This window comes from Halobaculum marinum, from assembly GCF_029338555.1.
GTDB lineage: Archaea > Halobacteriota > Halobacteria > Halobacteriales > Haloferacaceae > Halobaculum > Halobaculum marinum.
Genome location: NZ_CP119990.1, coordinates 25246 through 39152, shown reverse-complemented (window position 1 = coordinate 39152; position 13907 = coordinate 25246). Strand labels below are relative to the sequence as shown.

At 67.4% G+C, this 13907-nt stretch carries 11 protein-coding genes; 3 read left to right on the top strand and 8 right to left on the bottom strand.

From position 1 onward, the window contains the following. Positions 1 to 191: 191 nt before the first annotated feature. The gene (locus P0R32_RS15500; RefSeq protein ID WP_276239647.1) at positions 192 to 1460 is read right to left on the bottom strand and encodes an orc1/cdc6 family replication initiation protein; all 1269 of its coding nucleotides are present in this window, start codon (positions 1458 to 1460) and stop codon (positions 192 to 194) included. 1095 nt (positions 1461 to 2555) lie between these two features. Between P0R32_RS15500 and P0R32_RS15495 the strand changes: the two genes are divergently transcribed. Next, the gene (locus P0R32_RS15495) at positions 2556 to 3092 is read left to right on the top strand and encodes a TRAM domain-containing protein (protein WP_276239547.1); all 537 of its coding nucleotides are present in this window, start codon (positions 2556 to 2558) and stop codon (positions 3090 to 3092) included. A 49-nt stretch (positions 3093 to 3141) separates the two neighbouring features. Here the strand turns inward: P0R32_RS15495 and P0R32_RS15490 are convergent, their stop codons facing one another. Then, complete coding sequence (locus P0R32_RS15490) at positions 3142 to 4047, bottom strand: SDR family oxidoreductase (RefSeq protein WP_276239546.1); 906 nt, start codon at positions 4045 to 4047, stop codon at positions 3142 to 3144. Positions 4048 to 4203: 156 nt separating this feature from the next. On the opposite strand from P0R32_RS15490, the gene P0R32_RS15485 reads away from it, so the two are divergent. Then, the gene (locus P0R32_RS15485) at positions 4204 to 4752 is read left to right on the top strand and encodes a PAS domain-containing protein (protein ID WP_276239545.1); all 549 of its coding nucleotides are present in this window, start codon (positions 4204 to 4206) and stop codon (positions 4750 to 4752) included. 7 nt (positions 4753 to 4759) lie between these two features. Here P0R32_RS15485 and P0R32_RS15480 read toward each other — a convergent pair whose 3' ends face one another. The 4 genes from P0R32_RS15480 to P0R32_RS15465 all read right to left on the bottom strand — a co-directional run bounded on the left by P0R32_RS15480 (position 4760) and on the right by P0R32_RS15465 (position 10084). Next, entirely contained in the window at positions 4760 to 6544 is a 1785-nt protein-coding gene (locus P0R32_RS15480) for a glycoside hydrolase family 13 protein (RefSeq protein ID WP_276239554.1), read from the bottom strand. A 122-nt stretch (positions 6545 to 6666) separates the two neighbouring features. After that, a complete protein-coding gene (locus tag P0R32_RS15475; protein ID WP_276239542.1) occupies positions 6667 to 7809 on the bottom strand; it encodes a sugar ABC transporter permease in 1143 nt (380 codons plus the stop codon). Further along, positions 7809 to 8774 carry a carbohydrate ABC transporter permease gene (locus P0R32_RS15470; RefSeq protein ID WP_276239541.1) on the bottom strand — a complete coding sequence of 322 codons (966 nt, stop codon included), beginning with the start codon at positions 8772 to 8774 and terminating at the stop codon, positions 7809 to 7811. The genes P0R32_RS15475 and P0R32_RS15470 overlap by 1 nt, the downstream gene beginning before the upstream one ends. An 8-nt stretch (positions 8775 to 8782) precedes the next feature. Further along, positions 8783 to 10084 carry an extracellular solute-binding protein gene (locus P0R32_RS15465; protein ID WP_276239540.1) on the bottom strand — a complete coding sequence of 434 codons (1302 nt, stop codon included), beginning with the start codon at positions 10082 to 10084 and terminating at the stop codon, positions 8783 to 8785. Positions 10085 to 10326: 242 nt separating this feature from the next. Here P0R32_RS15465 and P0R32_RS15460 point away from each other — a divergent pair, with 242 nt between their 5' ends. Further along, positions 10327 to 11481 carry an ABC transporter ATP-binding protein gene (locus P0R32_RS15460; RefSeq protein ID WP_276239539.1) on the top strand — a complete coding sequence of 385 codons (1155 nt, stop codon included), beginning with the start codon at positions 10327 to 10329 and terminating at the stop codon, positions 11479 to 11481. Between the two features lie 234 nt (positions 11482 to 11715). Here the strand turns inward: P0R32_RS15460 and P0R32_RS17975 are convergent, their stop codons facing one another. Continuing rightward, positions 11716 to 11970 carry a hypothetical protein gene (locus P0R32_RS17975; protein ID WP_432765141.1) on the bottom strand — a complete coding sequence of 85 codons (255 nt, stop codon included), beginning with the start codon at positions 11968 to 11970 and terminating at the stop codon, positions 11716 to 11718. Beyond that, a complete protein-coding gene (locus P0R32_RS15455) occupies positions 11904 to 13847 on the bottom strand; it encodes a DUF7997 domain-containing protein (RefSeq protein ID WP_432765140.1) in 1944 nt (647 codons plus the stop codon). Before P0R32_RS15455 ends, P0R32_RS17975 begins: the two co-directional genes overlap by 67 nt. Positions 13848 to 13907 lie beyond the last annotated feature (60 nt).

Below are 13907 nucleotides of genomic sequence, written 5' to 3'. Positions count from 1 at the left end.
TCCGGAGTAAATCGGAGATTCGAACGGTAGCCGTGCGGTTGTCGACCGTGTGGGGGAGACTGAGTGTGGTGCACCAAGAGTGGAGGACCGAGTGTGGTGCACCAAGAATGGAGGACCGGGTGTGGGATCGACGCCGTGACGGGACTCGTGTCACCCAGAGGCTGAGTGGTCAGCTGTCGGAACCCGACCGATCACGGGTCGGAGACGTAGTCGGTCACACGTGCGTCCGTCATGTCTCCCCCAGCGTCGTCGATGAGGAATTCCTGTACCGACTGGTGGACGCCGACGTCTTGGACGGTGTCGGACATAGCGTCGAGGAGGAGATCGACGTCCATGTCGAGGGCGTACTCGCGGTAGGTCCCGCCGCGGCGACCCTCGTTGCGCTCGGTCACCGAGATGATCCCCAGCATCGCCAACTCCGAGAGGTGGTCGCGCATCCGGCGAGGGACGAGCGGGTCGCGGTCGGCCATCTCCGCGAATCGCGTGTAGCGGGGGCGGACGTCGCGCGATCGGACGGGTGCCTCGTTCTCCAGATCGAGCGTGAGGAGCGCGTACAATACGAGGTGGCCGTGTTGGGTGAGCCCGGTGATCCCCTCTTTGATACGGCCCCGCTCGAGCGCGCGGCGACCGCGTTCGACGTGCTCTTCGGCGACGTGTTCGGTGTCGTCGTCGCGGGCGAGGTCGCCCGCCTTCATCAGCAGGTCGATCGACTGGCGGGCGTCACCCGCGTCCTTGGCGCCGTAGGCGGCACACAGTGGGATGACGCCCGGGTCGAGGACACCGTCGTGGAAGGCGACCTCCACGCGCTGTTCGAGGATCTTCTGGAGGTCGGTCGCGTCGTAGGCGGGGAAGTGGATCTCCTGTTCACACAGCGACGAGCGGACCTTCGGCGAGAGGTCGTCGCGAAACGAGAAGTCGTTGGAGATGCCGACGATCCCGATCTTCGCCGTCGAGAGATTCCCGTTCGCGCGGGCGCGGGGGAGTTGATAGAGGATGGAGTCGTCCTCAACGTGGTCGACCTCGTCGAGGACGATGAGGATCGTGCCGCCGCAGTCGTCGAGTTCGTCCCAGAGCATCTCGTAGACGCTCGCACGTGGGTAGCCCGTCGTCGAGATCTGTTCGGTGTCGTCGCGATACTCGTTGACGAGGCGTGTCGCCACCTGGTACGACGAGGTGAGGCCGTCGCAGTTGAGCGCGGTGACGGTGAGTTCGATGTCGTCGTACTGTGCGGCGTCCTCTTGGAGGTGTTCGAGGAGGTACCTCGTTGCCGCGGTCTTCCCCACCCCCGTCTTCCCGTACAGGAAGACGTTGTTCGGCTGCTCGCCGTTAATCACCGGCTGGAGCGCGGCCCGATACGTGTCCAGTTCCTCGTCGCGGCCGACGAGCTGCTCGGGCTGGTAGTCCTCCCGGAGGGCGTCGCGGTCGCGGTAGATGTCGGTGTCCCGCTCGAACATCCCCATTGTAGTCACGTGGACCTGTGTCGGGGACAGCATAAAACCACCGTGTCCGGAGTGTCCGCTGTTTCCGCAGTTCTCCACTTACTTAAACAACGGTCGCAACACACCCCCTCCACTTTGTCCGCTGTTCTCGGTGAGAAGGGACCCCCTTCCCCCCGCAGTACCGAACGACGACTGAGATCGGCAGTAGCTTTATCACCACTGCGTTTGAGCTAGTCCGTACCGCAACTATTTGCTGATTAAACCATGGTAGTGTGGTGTGAAATGGAAGTCGACTCGACCACCCCGTGTCTCTCTCGGACGGGAACAGCGGACACAGTGGGGGGAGAGGGTTCGAGTCACCGTCGACTGGACCGTCCCGGTCGAGTTCCTCCGATTCGATGCCTCTCGCGTTGTATCGCCTACTACCCCCCAGTGTTTCTCTCCCACCGACACCACCGTGTCCGTAGTTCTGCGGGCACAGGCGAGGTAGAACTGCGGACACAGTGGTGTGTCTCCCGCCGAGGGACACCCCGTTCCTGTCCCGCGCGGTCGCTCGCGCGACTCTGAGATGATCTGGTGCCTCGGGCGTGCCAGTCGACGGGCTCACCGGTCCGATCACCAACCCCGCCGCGTCTGTCGTTCCATCGACACGCTGTCGGTCGTCACCCACACTTGGCCGTGGTTGACGTGGCGGCGTCGGGGCGAGACGTTCGGCGAGAACAGCGGACACAACGGTGTCGACTCGACGGGTCGTGTCCTCCGGCGCCGTCTTCCAACGAGGTGTCTCGACAAACACCACTGTGTCCGCTGTAATTCGGCGCTGTATCGAGTGTAGTCCAGTTACTGCGGACACGGTGGTGTGGGTGAGTGACGTGTAGATTGGGAGATAGCGATAGACAGGCCACCGTCGCGTCGATATCCCACGATTCGAATGTGGGTTATCGACAGAATCACCGTCGGCTCTTGCTCCTCGCCGGTCGACACGGTGGGTCGTCGTCGAGCACGTCAGTGTATCCACGGGCGCGCCGGTTCGTGCACCGGACCGTCTAGAGTTGGGCTGATACACGGCCCCGAACACGCGTAGGTTAACATTACTGTGGTGAGAACGGAAGACGAATGGAGATATCAGAGGATCTACGGTGTGTATTCAGCGCGGACGTAGAGGAACGTGACGGCTCGTACGTGGTGGAAGTACCGAAGCGCGAAGTGGATCTCGGGACGCTGCGCGAAGGGGCGGTGTACCGTGTCGCGCTGTTGGAACGGGAGTCGACGCCGGCGTCGTCGGCGCCCACCGAGAACGTGGCGTCTGGTAGCACACGTTCGGAGTCGAGCGACGCCCCAACGAGCACGTCCGACGACTCGACGGACGCGGCACCGTCCGGCGACGACGAGGCTCCGTCAATTGGGTCGAACGGCTCAAACGCGACCACGGACGGCCCCGAACCCCCGGTCGACCGCGGCGACGAGGTGACGGTGGACATTGAGGGGATCGGCGACCAGGGCGACGGAATCGCGCGGGTCGACCGCGGCTACGTGATCATCGTCCCCGACACCGAGAAGGGCGAGCGCGTCACGATCCGCGTGACGAGCGTGAAGCAGAACGTCGCGTTCGCGGAGGTCCTGGAACGGGTCGAACGCCAGCAGTACGAGTAACTGCGACGCGCCTCCCGACCCCCGGAGGCCGCGGTCGAGCGGGACGCGCTCACGGCCAGTCGGGGTCGACGCCGACCAACGCCGCGCTGAGGCGCCACAGTCGCTCGCGGAGCGCGGCGTCGCGAGCGGCGGCACTCGGTTGCTCCGGACCGTCGCCGCCGACGTACAGTCCCGTCCGGTCGGCGTACGCGTCGTCGGTCGTCACCGCGACCAGCCGTCTCGCACCCTCCTCGACGTCCGTGCCGACGCCGGGGACCGCACCGGCGAGGCGCGTCAACAGTTTCGCCCGCCACGACACGTCCCGGTAGAGGCCAGTCGTCGGGATGAATCCCGGGTGGACGCAGTTCGCGACGACGCCCTCGGTCCGCGCGCTCGCCCGCAACCGCTCGGCCAACTCCAGCGTGAACGCGACGTTCGCGAGTTTCGACCGCGCGTACGCGTCGAGAGCGTCGTACCCCGACCGAGAGTTGAGCGCGTCCAGATCCTCCGAGTCGTCCAAGTCGATCTTCCCTCTGCGGTGGACGCTGGAGGCGGTGACGACGACTCGCGCACCGCGCGTGGCTCCCAGCAGGTCGACGAGGTCGTGCGTGAGGAGGTACGGAGCGAGGTGGTTCACCGCCAACGTCAGTTCCACACCGTCGGCGGTCTCGCGCCGCTCCTTCGAGGAGAGGCCGGCGTTGTGGACGAGCGCGTCGAGGCGGTCGTACTCGTCGTCGACCGCACTCGCGAGGTTGCGAACTGCGCTCTGGTCCGCCAGATCGACCCGTCGGAACTCTACGCGACCGGGCGTCTCGGCGGTCACGTCCGCTGCGACCGCCCGGCCGCGCTCGCGGTCGCGACCGACGGTGACGACGGTCGCACCGGTCGCCGCGAGGCGTCGCACCGCAGCGCGACCGATCCCGCTGGTGCCACCGGTCAGGAGGACGACCGACTCGGCAGCCGTCGTGGGTGCCATCGCTCGGTCGTTGGCGCCCCCGGGAGAAAAACGCACCCCGGCGTCGTGTCGGAGCACGCCCGCGATGTCGCCACGGACGACAGTCGATGTCGCCACGGACGACAGCGGTTTGCGTACGCCAACCCAACGCCGGCCACCGACCACATGGGCTCCGACATGGCCGACCGTGACACGCTCGCCGACCTGCTCCGCCTCGACGACGAGCGCTTCCGCGAGCGCGTGCCGGAGACACTCGCCAGTGACGAGTACGACGCTGAGCGGCTCCGGCGACTAGCGTCTGACGACCCACCACCTGACCCACCGGGGGAGTCAGGGTCGCTCGCGACACACGAGGGTGCGTACGTCCGGCGGATCCGCGTCCTCGACGACGCCTCGCTGGGCATCACGCTCACCGGGCCAGCGTACGCGGACAACCCCGTCGTCTACGCGAATCGGACGTTCCGGGAGCTGACGGGCTACGCGCTCGCGGATCTGCGCGGGGAGAACCTGCGCCTCCTCCAGGGCCCCGACACCGACCCGGAACCGGTCGCGGACCTGCGGGAGGCACTGTCGACGTGGAGTCGTGTGACGACCGAACTGACCAACTACCGCGCCGACGGCACCCCGTTCCGCAATCGGGTGTCGCTCGTCCCCGTCACCGACGCCGCCGGGTCGGTCGTGAACTGGTTGGGGTTTCAGCAGGCTGTCGACGAGACGTCTGAGTAGCGGTCACTCACGGCTCCAGCACGACGCCAGACACGCCCGCGACCGTGACTCGCGTCGAGTCGACCTCCCGCACGGCGTCGTCGCGACTCGCGACCACGACCGACGGCACCGACGCGGCCGACCAGTCGTCGTCCAGTTCCACCGTCGCGGCCTCGTCGCCGCGGTTGATCACGACGGTCAGACCGTCTCGGCTCCCGGCCGTCGTTCGCCGATAAACGACCAGATCCCCGCCACACTGGTCGTGCACGAATCGCAGGTCGCCTCTCGTCAGGGCCGAGCGCTCGCGCCGAACGGCGATCAACTCGCGGACGTACGCGCGGAGCGCCTCGTCGCGTTCGGTGGGGTCCCACACCATCGTCCGCCGACAGTCGGGGTCGTCACCGCCGCGCATCCCGACCTCGTCGCCGTAGTAGACGCAGGGGACGCCGACGGCGGTGAACAGCGCGAGCATCGCCACCCGGACGCGGTCGACGTCGTCGCCACACCGGGTCCGCAGTCGAGCGGTGTCGTGGCTGCCGAGGAGGTTGAACAGCACTCGATTCGTAGCGTCGGGGTAGCGGAACAGGAACCGCCCGACGCGGTCGGCGAACGCGCGGCCGTCGATAGACGCCTCGGTGAAGAAGCCGTCGACGGCGTACGTGAACGGATAGTTCATGGTGGCGTCGAACTGGTCGCCCCGGAGCCACGGACGCGCGTCGTGCCACACCTCGCCGAGCACGTAGGCATCGGGATTCTCCGCTTTCACCGCTTGGCGGAACGCCCGCCAGAACTCGTGATCCACCTCGTCGGCCACGTCGAGGCGCCAGCCGTCGACGCCAGTCTCCTCCATCCACTCCACGGCCACGTCGATCAGATACGCGCGCACTTGGGGGTGTTCGGTGTTCAGCTTCGGCATGTGGGGTTCGAACCCCCACGCCTCGAACGTCGGTCGCGGCTCGAACCGGATCGGGAACTCGTGGACGTGGAACCAGTCGGCGTACGGGGAGTCGGCGCCGTGTTCGACCACGTCCTGAAACGGCGCGAACTGGCGACCGCAGTGGTTGAACACGGCGTCCAGGATCACCCGAATCCCTCGCTCGTGGGCTCGGTCGACCAGTCGCGAGAGCGTCGCCGTGTCGCCGAACGCGGGGTCGACGCGACCGTAGTCGGCGACGTTGTACTTGTGGTTCGACTCCGAGGCGAACACCGGTGTGAGGTACAACGCCGTGATCCCCAACTCGCCGAGGTAGTCGAGGCGGTCGATCACCCCTTGCAGATCGCCTCCGAACACGTTGGTGGTCGTCGGCTGCTCGCCCCACTCGGCTGCGTCGTCGGGCGTCCGGTCGGGGTCGCCGTTCTCGAACCGATCTGGGAAGATCTGGTAGAAGACTGCTTCCTCGACCCACTCGGGCGGGTCGATCACGTCGTTCGCGTTGAGATACGGGTGCTCGAAGTAGTGGAGCGGCCGCTCGGCGCCGCCGGTCGGATACGCCACGTCGGCGGCGTCCTCGAATCCCCACTCAGTGAGCCACAGGTCGTCGTCGCCCGCTCGAAGCCGGAACGCGTACACGAGCCGACGGTGCGGCGGCGTCACCCGCAAGCGCCAGTAGTCGTACTCGGCGTCGCGGTGGACCTGCTCCATCGCCGTCGTCTGCGCGCTCGCGGCCCAGTCGAACTTGTCGCCGTGGAGGAGTGCACACTCGTCGAGGTTCCCACGTGCACTGCGGAGACGGACCTCGACGGTCTCGGTGTCGACCGCGTGGGAATCGCTGGTCGTCGGTCGGTGGTCGATCCCCGCGCGGTCGATGGACATTCGTGGGAGTGTCGTGGCGGGGTTCTTAACTGAAACGGTGGGTGTACCCGTACATCACACATTCTGGCGGTGTTGGCGAAGCCGTGTACCGAAGGTGGTCGCGTCGGGCTCGAGCCCGATGCCTACCCTTCCATCCCGCTGAACGAGAGGCCGCCCTCGATGTACCGTTGTGCGAACAGGTACACGAGCATGATCGGCGTCGCGAACGTGAGCGCGAACGCCGAGAAGCGCGCCCACGGGATGGTGTACTCGTCGATGAGCGAGTACAGCCCCACGGGCAGCGTGTAGTTCTCGGTGCCCAGCAGCGTCTGGGCCACGACGAACTCGGTCCATCCGGTGAGGAAGGTGAACACGAACACCGTCGCGAGGCCGGCGGCCGACAGCGGGAGGATGACCTCCCAGACGACGCGCCACGCGGGCGCGCCGTCGACGACAGCCGCCTCCTCGTAAGAGGTCGGGATGCCGTCCATGTACGTCTTGAGCAGCCACGTGTTGAACGGCACCGCCGTCGCGGCGTAGTACACCGACAGCGCGACCCGGTTGTTGGTGAGGTCGAACTGCGCGTAGATGGCGTACAGGCCGATGAGCAGCGCGATGCCGAGGCCGCCGCCGACCTGTGTCATCAACACGTACACGAACAGGATGTTTCGCCGGAGGATGAACTTCCGGCGCGACAGCGCGTACGCGCCGGGCACGATGAGCGCCATCGACAGCGCCATCGTCACGAACGCCACGATCATGCTGTTGCCGAAGAACGACTTGAAGTTCGACGGGTTCTCCACGGGACCGACCGCGAAGCCCGGGAACATCTCGACGCCGGCGACGACGACGCGGCCGACGACGCCCGGCTGCACGCGACTCACGTCGAAGAACAGCAGGCCGGGCGTGCCGAACACGAGCGCCAGGTCGGTGAGCGGCACGTTCACCACGAACTCCAGCGGCGGCAGCGAGATGTCGCCGATCACCCACAGGAACGGCACCAACGACGGCTCGGTCGGGAGCAGTCGCAGCCCGTTCGAGGTGTAGATGGAGCCACCGCTCCCCGACAGCGCCGCCATCAGGATCCAGTAGATGGGGAACAGCAGCAGCGAGATGACGACGATTGCGCCGAGCGTGGCGCCGAGCGTCTTCAGCGGTTCGACCGGCGACACCTCGCCGCGCCGGATCGCACCGAGCGTGTAGCGCGCGTCGCGCGCGGCGTCGATGGGCGTGGTGACGACGTTGTACACGTCCTCGGAGACCTTCCGAGCGATGCCGTCGAGCATCACGCCTCGTTCACCCCGTCGGCGAGTTTGCCGCGCTTGACGTTCAGCCACATGAACGCGCCGATGAAGGCGACGGCGATCAGGCTGATCGCGGCACCCTTCCCGTAGTTGTTGAACGAGAACGCCTCTTGGTAGCCGTACACGACGATCAGCTCGTTGGCACGCGCCGGGCCACCGGCGTTGAACACGTACGGGATGAGGAACTGCTGGAACGACGCCGCCGACGTGAGGATGGTGGCGAAGAGCACCGGCTTCTTAATCGACGGCAGCGTGACGTGGAGGAACCGCGAGAGGAAGCTCGCGCCGTCCACCATCGCCGCCTCGTGCAGTTCGTCGGGCACGTCCTGCAGGGCGCTCACGGTGATGATCACCATGAACGGGTACGCCAGCCACGCCTCCGTGACGTTGTACGCGAAGAAGGCTGGCCAGCGTTGGCTCAGCCACGAGACCGTCTCGAGCCCGACGGCGGTGAGCAGTTGATTCACCAGCCCGAACTGCGCGGAGCTGAAGATGCCCCGCCAGACGGTGATGGTGAAGATGGCTGGCAGCCCCATCGGCAGGATGATCAGCGAGCGCATGAGGCGCTTGCCGCGCACGCGGTCGTTCGTCACGACCAGCGCGAGTCCGATGCTGAGCAACAACTTCAGCGCCACGCTCGTGGCGACAAATAGCCACGTCACGCCGAAGGAGTTCCAGAAGCGCGCGTCGCTCAGCACCTCGACGTAGTTCTCGACGCCGACGAACGCCGCCTCGCCGAACGTAAGAATCGACATCGCGCCCTCGCCGGCGAACAGGTTCCCCGGCGCCGCGTTCGTGAACGAGATGCCGACGATGTACAGCACCGGGAACAGCATGAACGCCGAGAAGACGAACAGCCCCGGCAGCACGAACAGCAGCGACGTGTCTCGCTCGTCGAGGAACGGGATCGCCTCGACCCGGCGCGCGACTCGTGATTCGGTACTCATGTGTGGAGTTACTCCCAGTTGCTACGGATCTCCTCGGCGGCCGTGTCGAGCGCCGCCTGGGGGTCGGTGTTGCCGTTGAACGACTCGAGGATGGCGGTCTCGATAGCCGGCCAGACGGCGGCCATCTTCGGGTCCGACGGCATCGGCGTCCCCTGCTCGACGGCCTGCGAGAACGCGGCGACCGTGTCGGGCAACTCGTCGCTGCCCACGAGACTCGACAGGACAGGGATGTGGCCCTGCTCCTGTGCGAGCGTGAGGAGGTGGTCCTCGTTCGTGACGAACCACTCGGCGAAGTCCTTCGCCGCGACCGTCGCGGCGTCGTCCTCGCGCATCTTCTTCGCGAAGTACCACACTTTGATCCCCGTGTACGGCGTCGGGCTGCCGCCCTCGACCGACGGGAGCGGGGCGACCTCGTAGTTGACGCCCTTCTCGTTGAGCGTCGCGAGGTACCACGGGCCGTTGATCGCGAACGCGGCGTTGCCGTCGGCGAACGCGGCGGCCTGGGGCCCGTACGACGGGTCCTTCGGCATGTACGGCTTGAAGTTGTCGAGCAGGAACTGGAGCCCTTGGACCGTCTCGTCGGAGTTGACGCCGAGCGGCTCGTCGGCGCTGATGTCGAGGTAGTGGCCGCCGAACGCCTGCAGCCACGCGCTGACGAAGTAGGCGTTCACGGGGTAGCCCATCCCGTACTTCCCGTTGTCCGGGTCGTGGAACTCCTCCATGACCGACACCATCTCCGAGACCGTCTCGGGCGCCTCGTCGACGATGTCGGTGTTGTACACGAGGCCGACCGTCTCCGCAGAGCGCGGGAGGCCGACGACGTTCCCCTTGTACTGGACGGCCTCGGCGGCCGCCGACGTGAACTGGCCGAGGTCGACGTCGACCTGGTCGCTCATGTCGGTGAGGAAGCCCTGCTGGTAGTAGCCGCCCACCTTGTCGTGGGCCCACTCGAACGACTCGGGGCCCTCGCCGACGGGGATGGCGCTGGTCGTCTTCTTGACCATGTCCGAGATGTTCGAGCCCGTGATGGTGTGGCGCGACTCGCTGTTGAACGTCTCGATGACGCTCTCACGACCCGGCCGCTCGGCCTTGGCGAGCGTGTACCACACCTCCGCCTCGCCGGCGGGCCCAGTGCTCGTGGCCGTGGACTCGTCGTCGCTCCCATCGGAACCGTCCGAACCGCTCGATCCGCTGTTACCGCCCGACTGGGTCTCTGTCGACTGTTCTTGCACGCCGACACAGCCAGCCGTCGCGCCGATCGTTCCCGCCACACCCAGGTTCCGGAGCAGTGTTCTGCGATCCATTGTCATGGTGAATACCGGATGAATTAGTAGTTCATCCCTTAAGCATTCGGATCCTCCATGAACGTTCATCTGGGTGGTGAGTCGGACGAACGGGCGGTACTACCCCACGAATTCGCCACATTCCCGGACAGATGGCGGTGCAGTAATCTCGTCGTACTCGATACGTTCAGAAGTAATGATGAACGAACGCTTCACAGATTCCGGATCGAGGGGAAGAACTATACGGAATGGGTCCACCCGTGGGAGCAATGGGAACCGTCACGCTCGACAATCTCAGGAAGGAGTTCGACAACGGCAACCTCGTCGCCGTCGACGACGTGTCGCTCGACGTGGCGGACGGGGAGTTCATCACCGTCGTCGGCCCCTCGGGATGTGGGAAGTCGACGACCCTGCGGATGCTGGCCGGGCTGGAGACGCCAACGTCGGGGAGTATCCGGATCAACGGCGAGGACGTGACGAACGTCCACGCGCGCAAGCGGAACGTCGCGATGGTGTTCCAGAACTACGCGCTGTACCCGCACAAGACGGTCGAACAGAACATGGCGTTCGGCCTGCGCATGAGCACGGACCTCACGAAGGACGAGCGCACCGAACGCGTCCGCGAGACGGCAGAGATGATGGGCATCGGCGACCTACTCGACGACCGCCCCAACGAGCTGTCGGGCGGGCAGAAACAGCGCGTCGCGCTCGGGCGCGCCATCGTCCGTGAACCGGACGTGTTCCTGTTCGACGAACCGCTGTCGAACCTCGACGCGAAGCTCCGGACGACGATGCGCACCGAGATCCAACGGCTCCAGAAGGAACTGGGGATCACCGCTATCTACGTCACCCACGACCAGGAGGAGGCGATGACGATGGGCGACCGCATCGTCATCCTCGACGACGGCGAGCTCCAGCAGGCAGGCCGCCCGACCGACGTGTACGACGACCCCGCAAACGAGTTCGTCGGCGGCTTCGTCGGCTCGCCGTCGATGAACGTACTCGACGCCGCGGTCGAGGACACCGGTACCGGCGTCACGCTAACGGGTGCCGACGGCCGTTTCACGTACGAACTGACTTCCGACACCGCGAACGCCCTTGCGGGCGTCGACGAGGTTCGCGTGGGTGTCCGCCCCGAGGACGTCCGGATCGCCCGCGACGGTGAGACGGGCGTCGAGACGGCCGTCGAGGTGCTCGAACCCATCGGCTCCGACAACTACCTCTACCTCGACATCGGCCCCGAGTTCATCGCGCGCGTCCCCAGTGACGTTGCACCAGACCTCGGTGAGACCGTCCGGATCGCTTTCGACGAGTCGGACCTGCACCTGTTCGACCCGCTCTCAGGCGCGTCACTGACGCGCGACGACGCCGGCGCGGACGGCGGCGACGCCACCGACGCGGTCGAGCCGACGACCGCCGACTGAGACTGGTCTGCGACGCCGATGCTCCTCGTCTGCGCCGGCGCCTCCGCACGCCGCCCAACTCCCCGTGTTCTCTGCACGGGGCCCAGATCCCCGCTCTCTGTCGCTCTCGAGCAGGTACCCGACGACGCCCGTCACGAACAGGAGCATCGCGGACGACCCCCTCTGCGTGATCCAGCGGCGGTGGAGAGAAACCGGGCCGACTCAGCGGCACGGAAGGGCCGCGGAAAGCCAGGCTCAGTCGTCGGCGCGTAGCCGTTCGGTCTGCTCGCTGGCGAGTGCGTCGTGGTCGTCGAGCAGCGCCGTCGTCGCCAGCCGGATGGCGTGGGGCCACCCCAGCGGCGTCGCGCTGTCGGCGGTGCCGTCGTCGAAGAACTGCTCCGGCTGGTAGCCGCCGGCCACCGTCAACGGGCCCTCGGGGCCTACTAGGTCGAGCAGGTCGCTTGCCCGGGCGGCGAACTCGTCGGCGCGCGCGTCGTCCTCGTCGGCCAACAGGGCCGCCAGTTCGCCGGCGGCGTTCGCCCCCACGCCGTCGACACGGTCCAGATCTTCTCGTGACCCTGGCCGCGCTGGCGCCACGCGTCGCCCTCGTAGCGGACCAGCCCCTCGACGTCGCTGTCTGCGGGGTCGTGGTACAGGCCGTCGATCGTGGCGTCGAGGTGTTCGACGAGCCGATTTCGGCGCGTCTCGTCGATCTCGCCGATCGCGGCGTACGCCCGGTGGGCGTCCGCCAGCGCGAACGTCGCCGAGTCGAGGCGCGCGTCGAGCGAGCCGTCGCCGAGTTCGCTCACGGCGAACACGCCGCGGTCGGCGACCCAGAGGTCGTCGAGCGCGTCGTAGAGGAGCGCGGCCCGGTCGGTCGCCTCGACGGCGCGCTCGAACCGCTCGGGCCCGAGCGCGGCGATCGCGGAGAACGCGTCGAGGAACCGCGCGGCGGTGTGGGCGAAGCGCCCGACGCCGTCCTCCCACGCGTTCTGACAGGCGACCGGTCGCCCGTCGTCGGCGAGCGAGTCGACCATCCCGTCGAGCGCGTCGTCGAGCGCCGCCGTCACCTCGTCGACCATCGGGTCGTCGTCGTCGAGGCCGGCGAGGAACCGCGCGAGGAACGCCGCGACGCTGGCGGTCTGGTCGGCTTGGTACTCCACGTCTTCGAGCGCCTCCATCCGGGCGTTCGCCCACCCCGGCGCGAGCGCGCCGTTGCGGGGCCACACGCGGTGGGGCCACGTCCCGTCCGGGAGTTGTGTGTCGAGGTACGCGCGGGCACTGCGCCGGTGCCACTCCTCGATCCCGAGGTCGAAGCGCCCGTCGGCACCGAGCAGGAAGCCGGACACCTCTGCGTCGTCGCGGAACCACGTGTAGCCGTAGCCGCCGGAGTGGACGTAGTGGGGGTCGAAGTCCGGCCCGGCGATCCGCATCCCCGTCGGCGCCGACAGCAACGACAACACCCGCAGGTCGTCGACGGCGGCGGCCGCGCGGGCGACGCCGTCGGGGAGCGACACGGCGGCGTCGGTCGACTGGGCGAGGTCGACGAGCGAGTCGGCGGTGTCGACCACGGCGAACAGGTCGTCGAGTGCGGCCAGCGACGCCTCCCGGTCGGCGTCCTCGCGCTCGGACAGCAGGGTCGCGGCGGTCGCCACGCCGTCGACGGCCGGCACCGCAGCGACCACGTCGCCACCGAGGTGGTCCTCTTCGCGGCGGTCGCCCAGCGAGGTCGCGTCGGCCTCGTGTGGCTCCGGGGACAACACCGCCTCCGGTGCCGCCGGGAGGCCCCCGCCGAGCACGTCAAGGCCGGCGTCGCCGGCGAGGAAGTCGCGCTCGCGGTCGTGGAACACTTCGACGGCGTCGTCGTGGTGGAGTTGGCCGACGCGGGCGTCGCGCCCCTCCGGTGCGAACGTACAGCCGACGAGGAGGGCGGCCCCCGCCTCGCTCGCCCGCGAGGGGTCGTCGAATGCAACACGCGTCACGTGAGCGGCGCCGGCGTCGGTGTCGACGGTCAGGTCGAACCGGGTGACGCCGCCGACGGGCGTCTCGAAGGTGGTCTCGACGAGCGCCGTCGCCCCGTGGTACGACTGCTCGCCAGCCTCGAAGCTGACCACGGCGGCGTCGTCGGCGGCGGGTCGAACCCCCTCGGCGTCCCAGTCAAGTTCCGCCGGCGGGTCGTCGAGGCGCAGCGCGACCCGCGAGTCAGCGACGCCGGAGAGGCCAGAGAGCGGGTAGCCGTAGTCTCGCACCGTCCCGTCCGGAGCGACGTGGACGAGTCGCCCCGCGGCCCCGGAGAAGAGTCCGGCGGTCGTCCGTCGCTCGCCGGGGAACCGGGTGGGGTGGTCCCGGTTGCGCTTGTGGTCGTCGAGTGCGTCACGCAGTCTCATGTTCGGTAGGGGTGGGGCACGAGGGATAATTCTTGTTGTAATCATATTTCACAGATTCAG